The following is a 21,699-nucleotide window of genomic DNA, read 5'->3' as shown; positions in this document are numbered from 1 at the left end:
CATCGACGAAGCGGTCATCCACGGCCATGACTTTCAAGCCATTGAGCTTGGCCTTGGCCACGATGGCTGGGCCGAGGGACACGTCCGGCGGGCAGATCACAAAGCCCTTGGCACCGTTGGCGGCCAGGCTGTCGATGGCGGAAAGGGTTTTCTCACCATCGGGCACGGCAATTTTGATCACGGTGAAACCGTGTTCCTTGCCGGCTTTTTCGGCGAAGGCCCATTCAGTCTGGAACCAGGGTTCTTCGGCCTGTTTGACCAGAAAGCCGATCTTCACTTCTTCGGCGGATGCGAGGCTGCTGAGGCTGCTTAAAGCAACGGCGGCGGCAAGGACGCGTAGGGCTTTTTTCATGAACGACACCTTTTGTTGTTGTTTTTGAGTCTTGGGGTTTAACCGGCAAAGCGATGGCACGGTTTGCCAGGGACATCGACTTCGATAGCCAGCACCGCACCATCCAGAGGGTGATCCAACGGGCTGGCGGCACTGGTGATGTACAGCGTGGTGAGGTTGGGCCCACCGAATACACAACTGGTGGGACGGCTGACGGGCAGTTCGATGATGCGATCCACCTCGCCATCAGGCGTCAGGCGCAGCAGGCAACTGCCGTCCCAACGGGCATTCCAGATGTAGCCTTCGGCATCCATCGCCGAGCCATCCGGCCCGCCGCGTGCGTGTGGACCGAACCACACTTGTGCCGGTTCGAGCTGACCGTCGGGCTGGATGACATGCCGATAGAGCGTGCCATCCATGCTGTCGCCAAAATGCACCAGGCTGCCGTCCTCACTCCACAGCAACGTGTTGGGAATGCCCAGGCCGCTCAGCAGAGGCGCGACCTGCCCATCGGCATCAATGCGAAACAAGCCACCTGAACGCCGCGTAATCGGCAGGTCTTCGCCCTGCTCACCGATGTTGTTCTGCATGGTGCCCAGCCACAGCCGGCCTTGGGCATCGCAGCGCGCTTCATTGCCACGGTTGCCCGGTTGCGGGTCGGCCACGCACAGCAGGGTCAAGGCTTCGGTGACCAGGTCCAGGCGGTAGACACCGCTGCTCAAAGTCACCAACGCATCGCCGCTTTCACACGGGATAAAGGCCGAGACATGCTCGGGCAACTGCCAGATCTGCAATTGCCCGCCCATCAGGCGCAAGGCCTGTTTGCCGGCGATATTGACCCAATACAGCGCCTGGGTGGGCGCGTCCCAGAATGGGCCTTCGCCCAATTGCGCACGGTGTGCAGTGACGGCCTTACACGACATGAAACCTCCGGATTCCTTACAGCGAATCGCGCGATGGCGTGCCATCGACCAAGCGCTGGATACGCAACGGGTTAGCGTTTTTCAACGCGTCGGGCAGCAGGCTATCAGGGTAGTTCTGGAAGCACACCGGGCGCAGGAAACGGTCGATGGCCAAGGTGCCGACCGACGTGCCACGGGCATCGGACGTGGCCGGGTACGGGCCGCCATGCACCATCGAGTCGCAGACTTCCACGCCGGTCGGGTAGCCGTTGAGCAGGATGCGCCCAACCTTCTGTTCCAGCAGCGGCGTGAGCTCGGCGAACTGTTGAAAATCCGCCGGCTCGCCAATGATCGTGGCCGTCAGTTGACCGTGCAGGCCGTGCAACGCCGCGCTGAGTTGGGCTTGATCAGCCACTTCGATAAACACCGTGGTGGGGCCGAAGACTTCTTCTTGCAGCACTTCATCACCATCGAGCAACAGGCGCACGTCGGCCTTGAACAGCTGCGGTTGCGCCTGGTTACCAGCCTGGGTGCTGCCGGCCAAATGCTGAATGCCAGGGTGTGACAGGAGTTTTTCCAGGCCCTTGCCATAGCTGCTCAAGGTACCGGCGTTGAGCATGGTTTGCGCCGGTTGCTCGCCGATCAATTGCGCCACCTGTTGGGTGAACGCGGTGAATTCCGGCGATGCAATACCGATCACCAGGCCGGGGTTGGTGCAGAACTGGCCGCAGCCTTGTACGACCGACGCGGTGAGGTCACGGGCGACGGTCTCGGCCCGCGCCTGCAAGGCCTGGGGCAAGACAATCACCGGGTTGATGCTCGACATTTCGGCAAACACCGGGATCGGTTGCGGGCGCGCCGCGGCCATATCGCAGAGGGCACGACCGCCCTTGAGCGAGCCGGTAAAGCCCACCGCCTGGATCGCCGGGTGCTTGACCAGCGCCTCACCCACGCCACCGCCGAAGATCATGTTGAACACGCCAGCCGGCATCTCGGTGGCCTCGGCCGCGCGGAGGATTGCATTGGCCACCTGTTCAGCCGTCGCCATGTGGCCGCTGTGGGCTTTGAACACCACCGGGCAACCGGCCGCCAGCGCGGCGGCGGTGTCGCCGCCTGCCGTGGAGAATGCCAGGGGGAAATTGCTCGCACCGAACACCGCCACCGGGCCGAGGCCGATGCGGTATTGACGCAGGTCCGGACGCGGCAGTGGTTGGCGATCCGGCAGGGCTTTGTCGATGCGGGCACCGTAGAAATCACCGCGACGCAACACCGTGGCAAACAGGCGCATCTGCCCGCTGGTACGCCCGCGCTCGCCCTTGATACGGGCGGCAGGCAATGCGGTTTCGCGGCAGACCAACTCAACGAAGTTATCGCTCAGCGCATCCAACTCATCGGCGATCGCATCCAGGAACTGCGCGCGACGTGCGGCGCTCAAGGCCCGGTACGCCGGATAAGCCTGCGCGGCGGCGTGGGCGGCGGCGTCGACTTCCTGCGGCGTGGCCTGGTAGAAATCCTGGGGCAAGGCTTCGCCGGTGGTGGCGTCGACGCTTTGCAGCTTCACACTGCCGTTGGCGCTGCGCTGGCCGCCGATAAAGTTGTGGCCGAGAAACTGGGTCATGTGGGTCTCCTTAAAGGGTGATGACATTGCCGGGTTCGAACGCTGCATCGACGCTGCCGACACTGTTGATCAACGGCGCGCCGAACTCAGCCTGGCTGATCTCGAACACATCCCCCGGTTGGGTACGTATACCGTCGGCGAATGATAAGGTGGCGGTGCCGAAGAAATGAATGTGCACATCGCCCGGCTTGAGGAATTGGCTGTATTTGAAGTGGTGGTATTCGAGGTTTTCCAGGCTGTGGCACATATTGGCCTCGCCACTGAGGAATTCGTTCCGCCAGATTTCCTCGCCGTTACGCAGGATGCGGCTGGTGCCGGCCAGGTGCTGGGGCAATTCGCCGACACGCAGTTCCGGGCCGTAGCTGCAACTGCGCAGCTTGGAATGGGCCAGGTACAGGTAGTTCTTGCGCTCCATCACATGGTCGGAAAACTCGTTGCCCACCGCGAAACCCAGGCGGTAGGGTTTACCGTCGTGGCCGATCACGTAGAGGCCGCCGATCTCCGGTTCTTCACCAGCATCTTCGGCAAACGGTGGCACCGGGAAGGCTTGGCCTGGGCGCACCACAATGCTGCCGTCGCCCTTGTAGAACCACTCCGGCTGCACGCCGGCCTCACCGGCGGCGGGCTTGCCGCCCTCCACGCCCCACTTGAAGATGCGCATGGTGTCGGTCAGGGCGCTGTCGTCACCGCCCTGGTGCATTTTGTCCCGCGCCGAGGCGCTGCCCAAGTGGGTCAGGCCGGTGCCGCTGATCAGCATGTGGGCCGGGTCCGGGTGATCCAGAGGCGGCAGGATTTTTTGTTCGGCCAGCAAGGCGGCGTAGTCGTGGCTGTCGCCCAGACCGAGGCTGTCCACCTGCTGCTGCAACTTGACGCCCGCTTCGATGGCGGCCAGGGCCAGCTCACGCACGCTATGGGCGCTGCGCACTTCACGCAGTTGCTTGCCTTCCACTACGCCAACGCGGCGCTCGCCATTATTGAGTTCGAACTGCACTAAACGCATGAAGGTTCTCCTAGATTAAGTACGTGTGGCGCCACGGGCGCTGGCGGCGAACTGGTCGACGGGCAGCACGTGCTTGCGCTCCAGCAGGCGATAGACCACGCCGGTCAGCACCAGCCCGAACACCATCACACCGGACAGGAAGTACAAGCCCGAGGCCAGGTTGCCGGTGTATTCCTTGAGCGCACCAATCACGAACGGGCCGATATAGCCGCCGAGGTTGCCCACGGAATTGATCAAGGCAATGCCGGCCGCCGCACTGGCGCCGGCGAAGAAGCGGCCCGGCAAGGTCCAGAACACCGCCGTACAAGAGAACATCGCGAACGCTGCCAGGCACAGCGCGGCCATTTGCAGCACCGGCACACTCAGCCAGGCGCTGAAGAACAGGCCGATCGCACCCAGCACATAGAGCACGGCGAGGTGGCCATAACGGTCATTCAGGCGGTCGGAACTGCGCGGGATAATCAGCAAACCGATGATGCCGAAGATATACGGCACCGCCGATATGAAGCCGGTGGTGAGATCGCTGCCGCCGAACTGCTTGATCAACGTGGGCAGCCACAAGCCCAGGCCGTAGATGCTCAGGGTCACCGGCAGGTAGAACAGCGCCAGCAGCAACACGCGCTTGTCTTTGAGCGCATGCAATGGATTGCCGTGGCGGGTCTGGCCGTAGGCTTGCAGGTCTTTGTTCAGTTCGTCGGTCAACCAGGTTTTTTCGGCGTCGGTCATCCACTTGACCTGCTTGGGACCATCCGGCAGGTAACGCAGCACCGGCCAGGTCAGCAGGATCGCCGGGGTGCCGATCACGATAAACAGCCACTGCCAGCCGTGCAGGCCGAGGATGCCGTCCATACCCAGCAGGCCGCCGGACACGGGGCCAGTGATCATCATCGCGATGGGCTGCGAGAGGATAAACAGCCCAAGGATCTTGCCGCGATGGCGAACCGGGAACCATTGGGTGATGTAGTACAGCACGCCCGGGAAGAACCCGGCTTCGGCCGCACCGAGCAGAAAGCGCATCACATAGAAGCTGTGAGGCCCCTGCACGAACGCCATGCCGATGGTGATGGTGCCCCAGGTGATCATGATGCGTGCGAACCAGCGCCGCGCGCCGAAGCGGTCGAGCATCAGGTTGCTGGGAATCTCGAACAGGAAGTAGCCAATGAAGAACAACCCAGCACCCAGGCCATAAGCCGCATCACCGATGCCGACGTCGGCGCCCATGTGCAACTTGGCAAAGCCCACGGCGGAACGGTCCACGTAGGCGATCAGGTACAGCAAGATCAGGAAGGGAATCAGTTTCAGCGTGATGCGCCGGATTAGCCGCAATTCCTCGCTCATGGGGTCGATCTCCGATTGTTGTTCTTATAGGAATCGGGGATGCCTCTCGCAGAAAATCCGCCAGGGTCATACCTCAGTTAAGCCAGACTATATAGTAGGACTATTTGCAAAACAACTCTTCCAAAGCGAACATTTTGCGCTTATGTTTAGCCGCAGAGAGAACATATAGTCATACAATAAGAGAATCGATCATGTCTGATAAAAAGCCCGGCCTACGCTCTGCCCAGTGGTTTGGTACCGCCGACAAAAACGGCTTCATGTACCGCAGCTGGATGAAGAATCAGGGCATTGCCGACCATCAGTTCCATGGCAAGCCGATCATCGGTATCTGCAATACCTGGTCGGAGCTGACCCCGTGCAACGCGCATTTCCGCCAGATCGCCGAGCACGTCAAACGCGGTGTGATCGAGGCCGGTGGCTTCCCGGTGGAGTTCCCGGTGTTTTCCAATGGCGAATCCAACCTGCGACCCACTGCCATGCTGACGCGCAACCTGGCGAGCATGGACGTGGAGGAAGCCATTCGCGGCAACCCGATTGATGGTGTGGTGCTGCTGACCGGCTGCGACAAGACCACCCCTGCCCTGCTGATGGGCGCCGCCAGTTGCGACGTGCCGGCCATCGTGGTCACCGGCGGGCCGATGCTCAACGGCAAGCACAAGGGCCAGGACATCGGCTCGGGCACCGTGGTGTGGCAGCTCAGTGAACAGGTCAAGGCCGGCACCATTACCCTGGACGACTTCCTTGCGGCCGAAGGCGGCATGTCGCGCTCGGCGGGAACCTGCAACACCATGGGCACCGCGTCGACCATGGCCTGCATGGCCGAGGCACTGGGCACTTCCCTGCCCCACAACGCGGCGATTCCGGCAGTGGATGCGCGGCGCTATGTGCTGGCGCATATGTCGGGCATGCGCGCGGTGGAGATGGTGCGCGAAGACTTGAAGCTGTCGAAGATCCTCACCAAGGAGGCGTTTGAAAACGCTATTCGCGTGAACGCGGCCATCGGCGGTTCGACCAACGCGGTGATTCACCTCAAAGCCATCGCCGGGCGCATCGGCGTCGAGTTGGACCTGGACGACTGGACCCGCATGGGTCGTGGCATGCCGACCATCGTCGACTTGCAGCCGTCCGGGCGCTTTCTAATGGAAGAGTTCTACTACGCCGGCGGCCTGCCTGCCGTGTTGCGCCGCCTCGGCGAAGCCAACCTGATCCCGCACCCGAACGCCTTGACCGTGAACGGCAAGTCCCTGGGCGAGAACACCAAGGACTCGCCGATCTACGGCCAGGACGAAGTGATCCGTACCCTGGATAACCCGATCCGCGCCGACGGCGGTATCTGCGTGCTGCGCGGCAACCTCGCCCCGCTCGGCGCAGTGCTCAAGCCGTCAGCCGCCAGCCCGGAGCTGATGCAGCATCGCGGTCGTGCGGTGGTGTTCGAGAATTTCGACATGTACAAGGCGCGCATCAACGATCCGGAGCTGGACGTGGACGCCAACTCGATCCTGGTCATGAAAAACTGCGGGCCCAAGGGTTACCCGGGCATGGCCGAGGTCGGCAACATGGGCTTGCCGGCCAAGCTGCTGGCCCAGGGTGTGACCGATATGGTGCGTATTTCCGATGCGCGCATGAGCGGCACGGCGTACGGCACGGTGGTGTTGCACGTCGCGCCGGAAGCAGCAGCGGGCGGGCCGTTGGCCACGGTGAAGGAAGGCGACTGGATCGAACTGGACTGCGCCAACGGCCGCTTGCACCTGGACATCCCCGATGCAGAGCTGGCGGCGCGCATGGCAGACCTGGCGCCACCGGAAAAACTCATCGTCGGCGGCTACCGCCAGCTGTACATCGACCATGTGTTGCAGGCAGACCAAGGCTGCGACTTTGACTTCCTGGTGGGCTGCCGGGGGGCGGAAGTCCCGCGTCATTCCCACTAATTGGGATGCTATGATGCCGCGTCTTTAAGCCAGAGCCTCCCCGTCGTTATGGATCACCAGCCGCCCAAGCCGCGCAAGAGCATGCATGCCCAGATCGTTCAGGACTTGGGCATGCACATCGTTTCCGGTCGCTTCAAGCCGGAAGAAAGACTGCCCATGGAGGCCACGCTCTGCGAGGAGTACAAGGTCAGCCGCTCGGTGCTGCGCGAGGCGACCCGGGTGCTCAGCGCCAAGGGCCTGGTGTATTCCAAACCACGGGTGGGCGCCGTGGTGCGGCCGCGCTTGAAGTGGCACCTGCTCGACCCGGATGTGTTGTCCTGGCTGATGCAATCCACGCCCCACAGCGAATTCTTCAATACCCTGGCCGGCGTGCGGCGCATCCTCGAACCGGAAATCGCCGCCATGGCCGCCACGACGGCGACCGATGACGACATCGCCACCATCGAAAAAGCCTACCAGGGCATGGAAACCGCGAAGACCCACGAAGACCTGTTGCAGGCCGACCTGGACTTCCACCGCGCCATTGCCGACGCCACGCGCAACGACTTGCTCGCCTATATGTGCAACATGCTGTCGTTGCCGTTGCGCGAGTCGATCAACATTACCAACCGTCGTCCGGACATCCAGGGCCTGAGCCTGCCCCGGCACAAGGCGATTCTCACCGCGATCCAGAACCGCGATGCGCTGGGTGCACGGCATGCCTCACTGGTGCAGTTGGATGACACGCGGGTGGCGTTGGATACGGTGATGAATGTGCTGACGCCGCTGTAATGTAAACGCAATCAAATGTGGGAGGGGGCTTGCCCCCGATGGCGGTGGGTCAGCTGCAAATAAGCCAGCTGTTACACCGCTATCGGGGGCAAGCCCCCTCCCACATTGAAGCTGTGCGGGCCTTTACAGGGTGTAGGCGATGCCGACCTGCACAGTGCGGGGTGCGCCTGGGTAGGCGTAGATATTGCCGAACGCGCCCTCTTCATACTCGCGGTTGAACAGGTTCTTTACATCCAGGTTCAGTCGTACCTTGTCATTGACCTTGTAGTAGCCCAGCAGGTCCACAACGGTGTAGGCGTCCATCGAGAACGCCGTATTGGCGGTCTGGCCGGCACGCTGGTCGACATACTTTCCACCCGCGCCCAGGCCCAGGCCTTTGAGGGCGCCGTCCTGGAATTCGTAGACGTTAAGCAGGCTGAAGCTGTTGCGGGGAATGTTCAGCAGGCGCGTGCCGGGGCGAATGGTGTTGTCCTTGGTGACTTCGGCATCCACGTAGGCGTAACCGCCGATCACGCGCCACTCGGGGGTGATATTGCCCGCCACATTCAGGTCGAAACCACGGCTGCGGACTTGGCCAGCGGCGACGCTGAAGGTTGAGTCGATAGGGTCGGTGGTGAGGACGTTTTTCTTCTCGATCTGGTAGATCGCCGCGTCGACGCTCAGTTGACGGTCCAAGGCTTCCCATTTGACGCCCATCTCATAGGACTTGCCCTTTTCCGGCTCAAACCCGCCACCTTGGCGAGCAGCGCCAGTGTTCGGCTTGAACGAACGTGCGGCGTCAGCGTAGACCGCGACGGTATCGGTAAGGTCGTAGATCACGCCCACACGTGGGGTGACCGCGTTATCAGCGGCTTGCCAAGGTTTAACCCCGGTCACGTAGCTTTCGTAGTCATGCTCAAAACGCTCAAAACGCGCACCGGCCAAGACTTTCAGGCGCTCGGTGAGGGCCACTTGGTCCTGCACAAAGGCTGCGTAGGTCTTGAGGTTTTCTTTATCGTGGGTCGGTGTTCGCGTCAGCGGTGGGCGTGCCTGGCCGTAGACGGGGTCAAAGATATCAATCGGGTAAGTGCCCTCGGTGGCGCTGGAACGCTGGATGATCGACTTGTAGTCGTAATCCTCATACTCGATGCCGGTCAGCAGGGTGTGCTCGAAACCACCGGTGGTGAAATGCCCGGTGAGGTTGAGTTGGTAGTCCTTGTCGGTCCACTCCAGCTTGCGATAGTTGAAGTTGCGTTGCAGCGTGCGGCCATCGGCGCTCAGGCCGTTGGCTTCAATGGCGTTGCCCTGCAAGGTGCCGTCCAGCCACTGGAAACCGCCGCCCAGGGTCCAGTTTTCGTTGAGCAGGTGTTCGAAGCGCAACTGCGCCATGCTGTTGTCGTTGTGCAATTTGCCGACGTCTTTATCGCCCCAGAAGGTATCGCGCGACGCGTTGCCTTTTTGGGTGGGATAGCGCGTCAGGCCACGGTCCAGCGGGTGGTTGTTACGCATGAAGTCGCCTTCGAAGATCACCTTGGTGTCGTCGGTGGCTTGCCAGGTGATGACAGGCGTCACGCCGTAGCGTTCGGTTTCCACATGGTCCCGGAAGGTGTCGCCGCCCTCGCCCACCACGTTCAGGCGATAAGCGAGGCGACCGTCTTCATCCAACGGGCCGGAGGCATCCAGGGTGCCGCGTTTCATGCCTTGATCATTCAACTGGCTGCCCAGGGTCACGGTACGCTCTGCCAGCGGCTGCTTGGACACCACGTTGAACGTGCCGCCTGGATCGCCACGGCCATACAGCATGGTTGCGGGACCGCGCAGTACTTCGAGGCGTTCGATGGTGTTGGCGTCCGGCATGTTCGGGTAGCCGCGGTTGATCGGGAAACCGTTGCGGTAGAACTCGCCAGTGGTAAAGCCGCGCACGGTGAAGGTGGTCAGGCCCTGGCCGCCGAAGTTGTTGGCGCGGCCGACGCCGCCGGCATAGTCGAGGGCATCCTGCAGGCGGGTGGCGCCAATGTCTTCGACCACATCCTTGGACACCACGCTGATGGACTGCGGTGTTTCATGAATCGACGTGTCGGTGCGCGTCGCGCTGGCTGAGCGTGTGGCGTGGTAGCCCTTGACCGGCCCCTGAGCTGTTTCATAGTCCGCCGTGCCCGTCACAGTGGTCGCTTGCAACTCCAGACTGGTTTGCTCGGTGGGCGCCACTTCTGCCCAGGTGAACGGGGAAAACGCCTGCAACACACAGATGGAAATCAGGGTACGACGCATGGATGTTGGACCTAGTGAATGAGCCAGATGGGACGGCAAACCTGCCAAGAATTCGCGGCGCATGGTATATCAACGCATTCTCGTTTGACATCCATTCTCATTCGTTATTTTTTGCGTATCAGCCTTGTATCAATACTCAGATAAAAAAAAGCCACTCGATTGAGTGGCTCCATAAACCGCTTGGCTCGCCTCAGCGATAGCGTTCCAACCAATGCGCATACGGCGCTGGCAAGGTCCAGGAGGACTTATCCACGCCCAGCTCTTTGGCGGCAAAGTACGCCCAATGCGGGTCAGCCAGGTGCGCGCGGCCCACTGAGACCAGGTCCAGATGCCCCGCCTGCAACGCGCCTTCTGCCAATTGTGGCGTACCAAAACCCCACGCCGAGGTCACCGGGATACCGGCTTCGCGGCGCACGCGTTCGGCAATCGGGCCCATAAAGGCCGGGCCCCACGGGATGTTGGTGTCGGGGATGGTGAAACCGACGCTGACGCTCAGCAGGTCCAAGCCACCGGCTTTGAAATTACGCGCCAGTTCGATGGATTCGGTGAGGGTTTGCTCGTCACGACCGTCGTATTCGATCACACCGAAACGCGCGGTCAGCGGCAGGTTTTCCGGCCAGACTTCACGCACGGCGGCCAGGGTTTCCAGGAGGAAACGGCTGCGGTTGTCGAAGCTGCCACCGTAGGCATCGGTACGTTGGTTGGAATGTTCGGAGAAAAAGCTTTGAGCCAGGTAACCGTGGGCGAAGTGCAGTTCGATCCACTCGAAACCGGCGTCACGGGCGCGACGGGCGGCGTCGACGAAATCCTGTTTAACGCGAGCGATGTCGTCCAGGGTCATGGCGCGCGGCACATTGGGCAGGTTGGCACCGAAGGCGATGGCCGACGGCGCAATAGTTTCCCAACTGCGTGCGTCGGAAGCCGGAATATGGTCATCCCCTTCCCATGGACGGTTGGCACTGGCTTTACGCCCGGCGTGGGCAATCTGAATGCCGGGCACTGAACCTGCGGCCTTGATCGCCTTGACCATCGGCACGAACGCCTGAGCATGTGCATCGCTCCAGATGCCGGCACAGCCCGGAGTGATGCGGCCTTCAGGCGCAACGGCAGTGGCCTCGACCACTAACAAACCGGCACCGCCACGGGCCATGCCGGCCAGGTGCACGTGGTGCCAGTCGTTGACGATGCCGTCTTCGGCCATGTATTGGCACATTGGCGGGATGGCGATGCGATTGCGCAGGGTTACGTCTTTGAGTTTGAAGGGTTCGAACAGAGCGGACATGGGAACTCCAGCAGCGAGTGAGTGATTCGATAGTTCGATGGTAATCGAACTATGGTATTCGGCGATACCCCCCTGTTATCATCCGATCCATGCGAGCCTTCAAACACCCTACCCCTGAAGATCTGACCCTGGAGCGTCTGTTGTACGCCCTGAGCGACCCGGTGCGCCTGGAAATCGTGCGCTGCCTGGCCGGCGTGCCGGAAGCCACTTGCGGCGAACTGGACGGCGGGCGCCCCAAGTCCAGCATGTCCCACCACTTCCGCGTACTGCGCGATGCCGGCCTGGTGCACACCCGCAGCGTGGGCACGACCCATATGAATTCGTTGCGCGGCGATGTGCTTGAGGAACGGTTTCCAGGGTTGTTGCAGAGCATCCTGGCTCAAGCATAAACCCCGATCAGTCCAGCAGCGTGATCAGTTGCGACTCGATCGTCAGCGCCTGCACCTCCAGCACCGCCAACGTCACCGGCAACTTGAAGCGCCGCCGCCCTGCACTGCCGGGGTTCACATACAGCGTTGCGCCCCGCCATTCGATCACGGGCTTGTGCGAATGACCGGTGATCACCAGCCGCACATGCGTATCGAGTCGTGCGGGGACGTCGGCGATGTCATGCACCACCAACGTCCGCCATCCGTCCACATCCAGCATCAGATGGTCGGGCACCTGCCGTGCCCACGGCGCGTCCTGGTCATTGTTGCCGCGCACCACGTACAGGGGTGCGATCTGCGCCAATTGCTGAAGAATTTCAGGGCTACCGATATCGCCGGCATGGATGATCTGTTCGCATCCCTGCAAGGCCGCCACGGCTTCAGGCCGCAGCAGGCCGTGGGTATCGGAAATCACGCCAACTTTCATAGGGCCTCCGGGGTGGACGTCGACCCCTGAAACACCGGCGCGCCATCCAAATACACGCGGTCTTTACCGTTGCCCTTGGCAGCGTAGAGGTTGCGGTCGGCACGCTTGAGGACCGCCGACATTTCGGCCCCGGCCGTAAAGCGCGCCATGCCCGCACTGCAAGTGTAGTCATGGGGCGGCGCGACACTGCTGCGGATCGCTTGCAGCAGGCGCAGCGCGTAATCGGTGGCGAGACCTGGGTCATCGCCCACCAGCAGCACCCCGAATTCTTCGCCGCCAATCCTGCCGAAACTGTGGCTGCCTGGGGTGGATTTAAAGCACGCGGCCATGGCGCAGAGAATCCTGTCGCCGACGTCATGGCCGAACTGGTCATTCTTCAATTTGAAACTGTCGATATCCAGCATCATGAAGTAGCCGGTATCACCGGCCGCAATCAGTTTGGCGAAGCTCTCCATAAAGGCCCGCCGGTTCAGGATGGAGGTCAAATAATCGGTCTCGGCCAACTCCCGAAACTCACTCTCCACCAGTAACACGGAACGCAGGTTCTTCAGGTAGTAGACATTCAAGATAAATCCGATCGCCACCGACGCGGCGCAAAAGATGAACACGTAGGTGTCGACGCCTGCATAAAGGCTCAGCTGGATCTGGGGCCATGTCAGTAACCACACCAATGCGGCGCAGAATAGAAAATCCTGAACCACGATAAACAGGATTGCGCTGCTCATTACCAAGGTCACGGCCAGCGGCAAGGCGAACACCTGCAGGTCGGGGCGGGTGTGAACCACATAGGCAAAACCCGCGGACAGCAGCACCATATAACCCACGCCCAGCGCCCGCCACAGCACATACTGAGTCACCACCCGGTGAACCCCATACACCACGCACAGCCCCATCGTGACCAGCACGACCGGCCAGCCGAACATCCCCCCGCGATCAACCAGCAACACCGCCAGCCAGGCGAAAATCCCGATCAATTCCGCCTGGGCAATTGCGGGCGACAACAGCCTTTGCATCCGTGGCCTGAGCTTCACATTAGCCGGCATCCCGTCACTCCCTATGCATGAGTGGCCGCTTTGGTATCGACATGACTCAGTTGAAGACTGTGCAGGCAGGTCGCAAACGAATACGCCATGAAGCGCCTTACCAACACGATAAAAGGTGGCAGGACTTCAAGCAATGTCTTGGAATGAATCTTGAAATAGCCCCGGTCAGCCCCCTCTTGCACCAAGCGAATAACATGGGTCTTGGACACCGAGAGTTGCTCAGCGATGGAAAGGTAGGACGAAGACCTGAAACTTGCCCCCTGGTTATCCAATGCACACGCATCGTTATAGATCGCCAGCATCAACATATGCCCGGCATCGCGCTTTACCAGCCAATAACAGTCGGGCATCAGCAGGTCGATGGTCACGTTGTGGGAGAGAAGGACCGAAAACCCTTTGAAATAACGTGCCAGATAAGCGCGATCATCCATCCCGTTCATTGAGCCGCAAACCGCGGTTTCCGGGCACATCACGCCCAGCGGCTCGACCACGGACGTGAGCATCAGCCTGATCTCCTCGCAGGCTAGGGGTGACGGACTGAATACCCGCAGACGGCTGTCATCCGCATGCCTCGACACCGTCATGAACCCCAACGCCCTGAACAGCAGGAAGATCGACTCCAAGCTGTTTCTGGAACAGAACCCGCGCGCTGTACAAAACTCTTTCACCTCGGACAGTAAAGGCACCTGCTTGGAGAAATAGGTGCTCAATAACGTAAAGGACACCATCAAGCGACTGAACTTCAGTGCGGTCTTGTAGAAAAATGGTCTTTTTGAATAGGACTCCAGCAAGATCGAATAATGGGTGCGAATACACGCTTCAAAATCCACATGGCGCTCAAACGCACGCGCCGACTGTTCCACCGCCAACTTCAACGAACCACTGCACATGAGAAAGAGCCCTGATCAAACAACTTGGATTCACTGATCTCAATTGCAGCACAGATAATGGCGTTTTGCCTTGAGCGCAATCTATCGTGATTAGCGCAGGGGACACCGTCGCTACCAAAATTGTTCCAAAAAGACCCCGGTGGCTTAACCGTTTCAGTCACCACAGCGAACCTTCCCCGCAAACCAGCGTCCGAGCTAAGGCACAGTTGCCTACCGCTCGCCACGAGGTTGTCGTTTGAAAGCCGCCATCATCAAAAAGTACCGCCTGATCATCAAGACCATGGGCTATGTGGGCTGGTCGCTGTTCTGGCTGTTGCTGTGGGACGTCGCCGTCACCGTGGACTTCATGCTGTTTCTCACCGCCAAGATCAACTTGCCGCTGATGCCCCTCACTCTGCTGGGCTCGGCACTGATTGTGCTCATCAGCTTTCGCAACAGCAGCGCCTACAACCGCTGGTGGGAGGCGCGCACGCTATGGGGCGCGATGGTCAACAATTCGCGCAGCTTTGCGCGCCAGGTGCTGACGCTACTGGACGACCCCGACGGTGAAGTGAACCCGGTCAAGTCCACCCTGCTGCGCCGCCATGTGGCCTACGTGAATTGCCTGGCCGCCCACCTCAAGGGCGAGCCATGCCCGGATGAAATCCGCGCGTTTATCCCCACTGAGGAATTCGCCCGCAACGGTGCCACCAATAACTTTGCCAACGATATCCTCACCGGCTCGGCGGCCATCCTGGCCCGGGAATACAAAGCCGGGCACCTGGACAGCATTCGCCTGGCTCGGCTGGAATCCACCCTGGTGGACTTGTCCAACGCCCAGGGCGGCATGGAGCGTATCGCCAACACACCACTGCCCTACCCTTACGTGTATTTCCCGCGGTTGTTTATCTCGCTGTTCTGCCTGATCGTACCGGTGGGCCTTGTGGAGTCCCTGGGCTGGTTCACGCCGCTGGCCTCCACGGTGGTGGGCTTTATGCTGCTGGCCATCGAACGCATCGGCACCGATTTGCAAAGCCCGTTCCGCTCCAGCGAACACCAGATCCAGATGGAAGCCATCTGCGAAACCATCGAAAAAAACCTGCAATCGATGCGCCGCGACGCCCTGGCTGATACCCAAATCGGCTGATCACGACTGCGGCCCTAAAGTGCGTGACTCCTCGGTCGATAAACCGGGGGTACGCATGGGCTACACCTCTTCATAACAACACATGCGACGTTCTGCGCTACCCACTGCCTTGCCAAAACTATAAATACTCCGCAGGTGAAGTCATGAATATCAAGCAGAAGCTGACCTGGGCGTTCGCGGCTATCGCGTGCGTCCCCGTCATCCTGGTCGCCGTGTTGGTAGTGTTGAATCTGCGCGAGGGGGCCCTGGCCAACTTCCTCGACAGCAGCGGCCGCGAAATCCGCCAGATCGACAATGGCATGAAGCAGTTCTTCGACGGCATCAGCCAGAACGTCGAATTTGTGGCCAAGGACCCGCGCGTTGTCGCGGCCAAGGACCTCAAGAGCTACGCCGGCGCCGACGCCGCGCAAATTCCCCTTACACCCACCAACAAAGAACTGCTGGATATCTTCGACCAGTTCGCCAAAAGCCATCCGAGCACCGCTTACCTGTCCCTGGGCCTAAGCGACGGCGGTTACGCCAGTTGGCCGGACGACACCAAACTGAACAACTACGACCCACGCGTACGCCCTTGGTACCAAGCGGCCATCGCCGCGCCTGGCGCTACCGTGCGCACCGGCGCCTACTACTGGGCACCGGATGATGTGGTGCTGATCGGCACCGTGCACACCGTCGCCGACGCCAGCGGCAAAATCCTCGGCGTGGTCGGCCTGGACGTGTCGCTCAAGCAGCTCACCGAACTGGTGCGCAACATCAAGCTAGGCGACAGCGGCTACCTGATGCTGGTCGAAGCCAATGGCAACGTGCTGGTGGACCCCAGCGACGCCAAGCACAACTTCAAGCCGATGGCAGACCTCGGCCCCAACTACGCCGAACTGTCCAAGCGTGGCGACGGCGTGACCCAAATCGACATCGACGGCGTGGCCTATATGGCTAACGTGGTCAGTTCAAAAGACTTGGGCTGGCGCTTTATCGGGCTGATCAAGCGGGACGAAGTGATGGCGGGTGCGACCAGCCTCACCTGGCTGATCGCCGCGATCGCTGCCGCGTTGGCCTTAGTGTTCGCGATTGTCGGCGCCAGTTTCGCCAGCGTCATTGTCCGCCCGATCCGTGGCGTGGCCGACGGCCTGCAAGAAATCGCCGAAGGTGAAGGCGACCTGACCCGCCAGCTCAAGGTGCAAGGCAAGGACGAAACCGCCAGCCTCGCCGGCTGGTTCAACCAGTTCCTGAGCATGATCGCGCAGTTGGTGCAGCGCATCGGTAACGCATCATCCGACCTGCAAACCGCCGCCGCCGACACCAGCGAAGTGGCCAATAACATGAACCAGGCCGCCGGCCGCCAGCGTGAAGCCGTGGAACTGGTCAGCACTGCGTTCAACGAAATGGTCGCCACCGCCAACGAAGTCGCACGCTCCTGCAGCGCCGCGGCCACCAGTGCCGACGAAGGCTATCGCGATGTGCACGCCGGTCAGCAGCACATCGGCGAAGCCACGGGCAGCGTGCTCAAGCTTAGCGAAGACCTGCAGAAATCGACTCAGACCATGCAGTTGCTGGAGCAGGACAGCCAGAACATCAACACCATCCTCGATACCATCCGTTCGATTGCCGAGCAAACCAACCTGCTGGCACTCAACGCGGCAATCGAAGCGGCCCGCGCCGGTGACCAAGGCCGAGGCTTCGCCGTGGTTGCAGACGAAGTCCGCGCCTTGGCGCGTCGCACCGCAGACTCCACCGGCGAAATCGACAGCCTGCTGGGCAACCTCGCCCGCCGCACCCAGGAAGTCACGCAGCAGATGCAAGGCAGCCTGCTGGTGTCCCACACCAGCGTGGAACGCATCCAGCAGGCTCGCGACAGCTTCGACAAGATCCTTGGTTCCGTGGACTCGATCCGCGACCAGAACACCCAGATCGCGACCGCCGCTGAGGAACAGCACCAAGTGGCGGAAGAGATCAACCGGCACATCGCGCAGATCCATGCCGATGCGCAGTTGGTGGAAGGTTTTGCCCATTCGGCGCAGACCGGCTCAGGTCGTTTGACGGATATTTCCGGTCAGCTCAAAGGGTTGGTGGGACGCTTCAAGTTTTAGGCATTGTCAGACAGAGGGCGTATGCGGACACACACGTCAGCCGCATCGCCCTCAAGGAAGACGTCAACCCATGCATGGCCAGTGACTTGAGCCACGACGGTACCGGGATCGGGATGACGAGGGTCATCTGATCCGCTCCGATATGCTCGAAGAGTTCGAGCAAAGCTGCCTGTAAAAACGGTGGTCGAACGCTACGCCCCATCCACTGAACCGATGGGGCGTTTCGTTGAGGCTCAAAGTGCGCTCATCCTGATACGGCTATCGACACCCCTGAATACGCGCTCCCCGTACCGCTGCCCATCGAGAAAACCCTCTTATCCAACGCGGCATTTGACCGCACTGCATCATCGCAGCAACTGTAATAGTCTATTGCAGGACTATAATGTACTAACCAGTTACTTATCTTGCTAAAATCGCGTCTTTGCCCTCTCACATTCGAGTCCTTTCGACATGAAACGAGCATCGCGCGCCACTGGCGTCTCTAGATTCTTACTCCTGGGCCTGGGCGTTATCATCGCCCTGCTCGGCATCGCGCTCGCCGTCGGCGGCGCCAAACTGGTTAGCCTGGGAGGTTCCTGGTACTTCCTGATCGGCGGCGTGGCCATGGCGATTGCCGGCCTGTTGATTGCCCGGCGTAACCCGGCGGGTGCGTGGTTGTTTGCCGCGTTCCTGGTGGGCACAGCCATTTGGGCCGTGGCGGATGTGGGCCTGGTGTTCTGGCCGCTGTTCTCGCGGCTATTCATGTTCGCCGCGATTGGCCTGGTGGTCGCGCTGGTGTACCCACTGCTGGTCGGCAAGCCTGCGCGCGGTGCCTATGGCGTTGCCGCCGTACTGGCGGTGGGCGTAGTGGTTGCGGCGGGCAATATGTTTGTCGCCCACCCAAGCGTCGCCCCGACCGGTGCCGGCCCAGGCGTCACGCCGGTGGCCCCGGCCGATGCGCAGAAAGATTGGGCGCACTACGGCAACACTGAAGGCGGCAGCCGCTTCGCCGCGCTGGACCAGATCAACCGCGACACCGTCAACAAGCTCAAAGTAGCCTGGACCTACCACACCGGTGACGTGGCGATCAGCGACGGCAACGGTGCCGAAGACCAACTGACCCCGCTGCAGATCGGCAACAAAGTGTTCATCTGCACCCCGCACAACAACCTGATCGCCCTCGACGCCGACACCGGCAAAGAACTGTGGAAGAACGAAGTCAACGCCAAATCGGCGGTCTGGCAGCGTTGCCGCGGCATGGCCTATTTCGACGCCACCGCGCCGATTGCTCAGCCGACCCAGCCCAACAGCTCGCCGATCATTGCCGCCAGCGTTCCAGCCGGTGCGCAGTGCCAGCGCCGTCTGCTGACCAACACCATTGATGCCCGCCTGATTGCGGTAGACGCCGACACCGGCAAATTCTGTGAAGACTTCGGCACCCACGGCCAGGTGGATTTGAAAGCAGGCCTGGGCAATGTGCCAGACAGCTACTACCAGCTGTCTTCCGCGCCATTGATCGCCGGCACCACCGTGGTGGTCGGTGGTCGCGTGGCGGATAACGTGCAGACCGACATGCCGGGCGGCGTGATCCGTGGTTTTGACGTGATCAGCGGGCAAATGCGTTGGGCCTTCGACCCCGGCAACCCGGAAGACAAACAAGCCCCAACCGGCGACAGCACCTACGTGCGCAGCACGCCGAACAGCTGGGCGCCGATGTCCTACGACCCGCTGATGAACACGATTTTCCTGCCGATGGGCAGCTCATCCACCGACATCTACGGCGTGGAACGCACCCAGCTCAACCATAAGTACGGCGCTTCGGTGCTGGCGCTGGACGCCTCCAGCGGTGCTGAAAAGTGGGTGTACCAGACCGTCCACAACGACCTGTGGGACTTCGACCTGCCGATGCAGCCAAGCCTGATCGACTTCACCCCGCCGGGCAGCGACAAAGCCGTGCCTGCGGTAGTGATCGGCACCAAGGCCGGCCAGATCTACGTGCTCGACCGCGCCACTGGCAAACCGCTGACTGACGTAAAAGAAGTGCCGGTCAAGGCCGCCAACATCCCCAATGAACCGTACTCGCCAACCCAGCCTAAATCGGTGGGCATGCCGCAGATCGGCGCGCAAACCCTGACTGAATCGGACATGTGGGGCGCCACCCCGTACGACCAGTTGCTGTGCCGCATCGACTTCAAAGGCATGCGCTACGACGGCCTGTACACCGCGCCGGGCACCGATAAATCCCTGAGCTTCCCGGGTTCCCTGGGCGGCATGAACTGGGGCAGCATTTCCACCGACCCGGTGCACGGTTTTATCTTCGTCAACGACATGCGCCTGGGCCTGTGGATCCAGATGGTGCCGTCGCAGAACAAAGCCCAGTCTTCGTCCGGTGGCGAAGCGCTGAACACCGGCATGGGCGCGGTCCCGCTCAAGGGCACGCCGTATGCCGTGAACAAAAACCGCTTCCTGTCGGTGGCCGGCATTCCGTGCCAGGCGCCGCCGTTCGGCACCCTGACCGCCATCGATATGAAGACCCAGAAAGTCGCGTGGCAGGTGCCGGTTGGCACCGTTGAAGACACCGGCCCGCTGGGCATCCGTATGCACCTGCCGATCAAGATCGGTCTGCCGACCCTCGGCGGCACGCTGTCGACCCAGGGCGGCCTGATCTTTATCGCCGGCACCCAGGATTTCTACCTGCGCGCCTTCAACAGCGGCAACGGTGACGAAGTGTGGAAAGCCCGCCTGCCGGTCGGCAGCCAAGGCGGCCCGATGACTTACGTATCGCCGAAAACCGGCAAGCAGTACGTAGTCGTCACCGCCGGCGGTGCACGCCAATCCACTGACCGTGGCGACTACGTGATCGCCTACGCCCTGCCATAACCTCCCCCAAGCGCGGTGCCCACCCCGGCACCGCGCTTTCTGTCTGGAAGACCCGCATGACACCCACTTCTCATCTCTCTTTTGGGCGCCTGTTGCTCGGCCTGGCCCTGGGCGCCGCCCTGCCCGTCCAAGCCGATGACACCACCCTGACCGGCGACTGGGGCGGCCTGCGCCGTGAACTGGAAGACACCGGTGTGCGCTTCACCGGCGACTACAGCGGCGAAACTGCCTACAACGCCCACGGCGGTCAGCACCGTTCGGCGCGCTACTCGCAAAACCTCAAGCTCGGTGTGCAGTTCGACCTGGGCAAGCTCTACGGTTTCACCAACGGCGACCGCATCCAGGTCACCGTCAATGACCGTCGCGGCAACAGCGCGTCCGAGGACCTGGTGGGCAACCGTCTGCCGATCCAGGAAAACTACGGCGGTCTCTACACCCGCCTCACTGAGCTGAGCTACGAGCGCACGCTCTTCACCCCAGCACTCAACGTCAAACTCGGCTACATGGCCATGGGCAATGACCTCGGCGGCCTGGACAGCGGCATCCTGTGCAACTTCATGAACGCCGGTTTCTGCGGGCATCCGCTGAACATGTCCGGCGGCAGCGGCTGGACCAACTACCCGAACGCGCGTCTGGGCGCACGGGTGAAATACGACCTCTCGCCGGCCTGGCAAGTGCGGGTGGCGGCGTTCAATGTCGACCCGGAAAGCAACGGCGACTCCAGCCGCGCCTGGAAGTTGAGCCCCAAGCACACCACCGGGACCGTGGTGCCGATTGAGCTGGTGTACAAGCACGCAGGCCCCCTGCCCGGGGAATATAAGGTGGGTTACTACTACGACAGCTCCGATGTGAAACGCATCGGCAGCACTGAAAAAGTCAGCGGTCGCGGCGGTCACTACCTGCTGATCGACCAGGCGGTGTGGGCCTCCGAATCGTCGACCGGCCGTGTGCTGCACGCCTTCGGCCAATACTCCGCCGCCAGCGAAGCGGCCTCGCCGTTCAGCAAGTGGTATGGCGCAGGCGTAGTGCTCTACAAACCGTTCGAAGGCCGCCCGCGGGACACCCTGTCCCTGGGTTATGGCCGCGCCGTGCCAAACCCGCGCAGCCGCGACGTGCAGGAACTGGCAGCGTTCAACGCCGGGTCCAGCTACCCCAACCTCGACAACGCCGAACAACTGATCGAACTCAGTTACGGCTACCAGGCCACGCCATGGTTGAACCTGCGCCCGGATGTGCAATACATCATCGAGCCAGGCGCGTTTTCGGGTGACAACATCGACAATGCGCTGGTGTTGGGGTTGCAGGTCAAGGCAGTGTTCTAAGCGCCTGAACGCGATCAAAAAATGTGGGAGGGGGCTTGCTCCCGATGGCGGTGTGTCAGTCAATGAATGGCTTGACTGACACACCGCCATCGGGAGC

The 21,699-nt window shown here is 61.3% G+C and carries 16 protein-coding genes and 2 pseudogenes; 8 read left to right on the top strand and 10 right to left on the bottom strand.

Translation table 11 applies throughout. The features are described from left to right. The 5 genes from G9Q84_RS28685 to G9Q84_RS28665 all read right to left on the bottom strand — a co-directional run. A partial coding sequence (locus G9Q84_RS28685; RefSeq protein ID WP_181643199.1) for a substrate-binding domain-containing protein occupies positions 1-352 on the bottom strand: 352 nt, incomplete at its 3' end. 38 nt (positions 353-390) lie between these two features. Continuing rightward, on the bottom strand, positions 391-1,254 hold the full coding sequence (locus G9Q84_RS28680; RefSeq protein WP_181644511.1) for an SMP-30/gluconolactonase/LRE family protein: 864 nt from the start codon (positions 1,252-1,254) through the stop codon (positions 391-393). Positions 1,255-1,270: 16 nt separating this feature from the next. After that, positions 1,271-2,851 carry an aldehyde dehydrogenase (NADP(+)) gene (locus G9Q84_RS28675; protein ID WP_181644510.1) on the bottom strand — a complete coding sequence of 527 codons (1,581 nt, stop codon included), beginning with the start codon at positions 2,849-2,851 and terminating at the stop codon, positions 1,271-1,273. A gap of 10 nt (positions 2,852-2,861) precedes the next feature. Further along, positions 2,862-3,851, bottom strand: coding sequence for an AraD1 family protein (gene araD1, locus G9Q84_RS28670; protein ID WP_032885422.1), 990 nt, complete (start codon positions 3,849-3,851; stop codon positions 2,862-2,864). Positions 3,852-3,866: 15 nt separating this feature from the next. Next, complete coding sequence (locus G9Q84_RS28665; protein WP_032885423.1) at positions 3,867-5,189, bottom strand: MFS transporter; 1,323 nt, start codon at positions 5,187-5,189, stop codon at positions 3,867-3,869. A gap of 191 nt (positions 5,190-5,380) precedes the next feature. On the opposite strand from G9Q84_RS28665, the gene G9Q84_RS28660 reads away from it, so the two are divergent. Further along, complete coding sequence (locus G9Q84_RS28660) at positions 5,381-7,117, top strand: IlvD/Edd family dehydratase (protein ID WP_032885424.1); 1,737 nt, start codon at positions 5,381-5,383, stop codon at positions 7,115-7,117. A 48-nt stretch (positions 7,118-7,165) separates the two neighbouring features. Further along, entirely contained in the window at positions 7,166-7,888 is a 723-nt protein-coding gene (locus tag G9Q84_RS28655) for a FadR/GntR family transcriptional regulator (protein ID WP_032885425.1), read from the top strand. A 123-nt stretch (positions 7,889-8,011) separates the two neighbouring features. On the opposite strand, the gene G9Q84_RS28650 is transcribed toward G9Q84_RS28655, so the two are convergent. Next, a complete protein-coding gene (locus G9Q84_RS28650) occupies positions 8,012-10,138 on the bottom strand; it encodes a TonB-dependent siderophore receptor (RefSeq protein ID WP_181644509.1) in 2,127 nt (708 codons plus the stop codon). A 190-nt stretch (positions 10,139-10,328) separates the two neighbouring features. Next, positions 10,329-11,420: an NADH:flavin oxidoreductase/NADH oxidase gene (locus G9Q84_RS28645; RefSeq protein ID WP_099603349.1), complete on the bottom strand. Its 1,092-nt coding sequence runs from the start codon at positions 11,418-11,420 to the stop codon at positions 10,329-10,331. Positions 11,421-11,509: 89 nt separating this feature from the next. Here G9Q84_RS28645 and G9Q84_RS28640 point away from each other — a divergent pair, with 89 nt between their 5' ends. Next, positions 11,510-11,809, top strand: a complete 300-nt coding sequence (locus G9Q84_RS28640; protein ID WP_032885428.1) for an ArsR/SmtB family transcription factor — start codon at positions 11,510-11,512, stop codon at positions 11,807-11,809. A 7-nt stretch (positions 11,810-11,816) separates the two neighbouring features. Here the strand turns inward: G9Q84_RS28640 and G9Q84_RS28635 are convergent, their stop codons facing one another. From G9Q84_RS28635 to G9Q84_RS28625, 3 genes are read right to left on the bottom strand one after another with little or no spacing between them, the layout of a single operon-like run. Further along, positions 11,817-12,275: a metallophosphoesterase family protein gene (locus tag G9Q84_RS28635; protein WP_181644508.1), complete on the bottom strand. Its 459-nt coding sequence runs from the start codon at positions 12,273-12,275 to the stop codon at positions 11,817-11,819. Continuing rightward, positions 12,272-13,318, bottom strand: a complete 1,047-nt coding sequence (locus G9Q84_RS28630; RefSeq protein WP_099603346.1) for a GGDEF domain-containing protein — start codon at positions 13,316-13,318, stop codon at positions 12,272-12,274. Before G9Q84_RS28630 ends, G9Q84_RS28635 begins: the two co-directional genes overlap by 4 nt. Before the next feature lie 11 nt (positions 13,319-13,329). After that, on the bottom strand, positions 13,330-14,208 hold the full coding sequence (locus tag G9Q84_RS28625; protein WP_181644507.1) for a hypothetical protein: 879 nt from the start codon (positions 14,206-14,208) through the stop codon (positions 13,330-13,332). Positions 14,209-14,443: 235 nt separating this feature from the next. Here G9Q84_RS28625 and G9Q84_RS28620 point away from each other — a divergent pair, with 235 nt between their 5' ends. The 5 genes and pseudogenes from G9Q84_RS28620 to G9Q84_RS28605 all read left to right on the top strand — a co-directional run bounded on the left by G9Q84_RS28620 (position 14,444) and on the right by G9Q84_RS28605 (position 21,602). After that, complete coding sequence (locus G9Q84_RS28620; RefSeq protein ID WP_032885432.1) at positions 14,444-15,334, top strand: bestrophin family protein; 891 nt, start codon at positions 14,444-14,446, stop codon at positions 15,332-15,334. 143 nt (positions 15,335-15,477) lie between these two features. Next, a pseudogene (locus G9Q84_RS30070) lies at positions 15,478-16,557 on the top strand (HAMP domain-containing protein); the annotation flags it as partial. A gap of 348 nt (positions 16,558-16,905) precedes the next feature. Further along, a pseudogene (locus tag G9Q84_RS30065) lies at positions 16,906-17,421 on the top strand (methyl-accepting chemotaxis protein); the annotation flags it as partial. A gap of 450 nt (positions 17,422-17,871) precedes the next feature. After that, positions 17,872-20,280: a glucose/quinate/shikimate family membrane-bound PQQ-dependent dehydrogenase gene (locus G9Q84_RS28610; protein ID WP_122680913.1), complete on the top strand. Its 2,409-nt coding sequence runs from the start codon at positions 17,872-17,874 to the stop codon at positions 20,278-20,280. A gap of 56 nt (positions 20,281-20,336) precedes the next feature. Then, the gene (locus tag G9Q84_RS28605; protein WP_181644506.1) at positions 20,337-21,602 is read left to right on the top strand and encodes a carbohydrate porin; all 1,266 of its coding nucleotides are present in this window, start codon (positions 20,337-20,339) and stop codon (positions 21,600-21,602) included. Positions 21,603-21,699 lie beyond the last annotated feature (97 nt).

Source organism: Pseudomonas sivasensis, from assembly GCF_013778505.1.
GTDB classification, from domain to species: Bacteria; Pseudomonadota; Gammaproteobacteria; order Pseudomonadales; family Pseudomonadaceae; genus Aquipseudomonas; species Aquipseudomonas sivasensis.
This window is presented reverse-complemented; position numbering and strand designations above follow the sequence as displayed.

Bases quoted from the DNA above. Each gene is read 5' to 3' on its own strand.
- G9Q84_RS28605 (WP_181644506.1), top strand. From the start codon at position 20,337: ATGACACCCACTTCTCATCTCTCTTTTGGGCGCCTGTTGCTCGGCCTG.
- G9Q84_RS28645 (WP_099603349.1), bottom strand. From the start codon at position 11,420: ATGTCCGCTCTGTTCGAACCCTTCAAACTCAAAGACGTAACCCTGCGC.
- G9Q84_RS28630 (WP_099603346.1), bottom strand. From the start codon at position 13,318: ATGCCGGCTAATGTGAAGCTCAGGCCACGGATGCAAAGGCTGTTGTCG.
- G9Q84_RS28610 (WP_122680913.1), top strand. From the start codon at position 17,872: ATGAAACGAGCATCGCGCGCCACTGGCGTCTCTAGATTCTTACTCCTG.
- G9Q84_RS28640 (WP_032885428.1), top strand. From the start codon at position 11,510: ATGCGAGCCTTCAAACACCCTACCCCTGAAGATCTGACCCTGGAGCGT.
- G9Q84_RS28635 (WP_181644508.1), bottom strand. From the start codon at position 12,275: ATGAAAGTTGGCGTGATTTCCGATACCCACGGCCTGCTGCGGCCTGAA.
- G9Q84_RS28680 (WP_181644511.1), bottom strand. From the start codon at position 1,254: ATGTCGTGTAAGGCCGTCACTGCACACCGTGCGCAATTGGGCGAAGGC.
- G9Q84_RS28660 (WP_032885424.1), top strand. From the start codon at position 5,381: ATGTCTGATAAAAAGCCCGGCCTACGCTCTGCCCAGTGGTTTGGTACC.
- G9Q84_RS28675 (WP_181644510.1), bottom strand. From the start codon at position 2,851: ATGACCCAGTTTCTCGGCCACAACTTTATCGGCGGCCAGCGCAGCGCC.
- araD1 (WP_032885422.1), bottom strand. From the start codon at position 3,851: ATGCGTTTAGTGCAGTTCGAACTCAATAATGGCGAGCGCCGCGTTGGC.
- G9Q84_RS28655 (WP_032885425.1), top strand. From the start codon at position 7,166: ATGGATCACCAGCCGCCCAAGCCGCGCAAGAGCATGCATGCCCAGATC.
- G9Q84_RS28625 (WP_181644507.1), bottom strand. From the start codon at position 14,208: ATGTGCAGTGGTTCGTTGAAGTTGGCGGTGGAACAGTCGGCGCGTGCG.
- G9Q84_RS28650 (WP_181644509.1), bottom strand. From the start codon at position 10,138: ATGCGTCGTACCCTGATTTCCATCTGTGTGTTGCAGGCGTTTTCCCCG.
- G9Q84_RS28665 (WP_032885423.1), bottom strand. From the start codon at position 5,189: ATGAGCGAGGAATTGCGGCTAATCCGGCGCATCACGCTGAAACTGATT.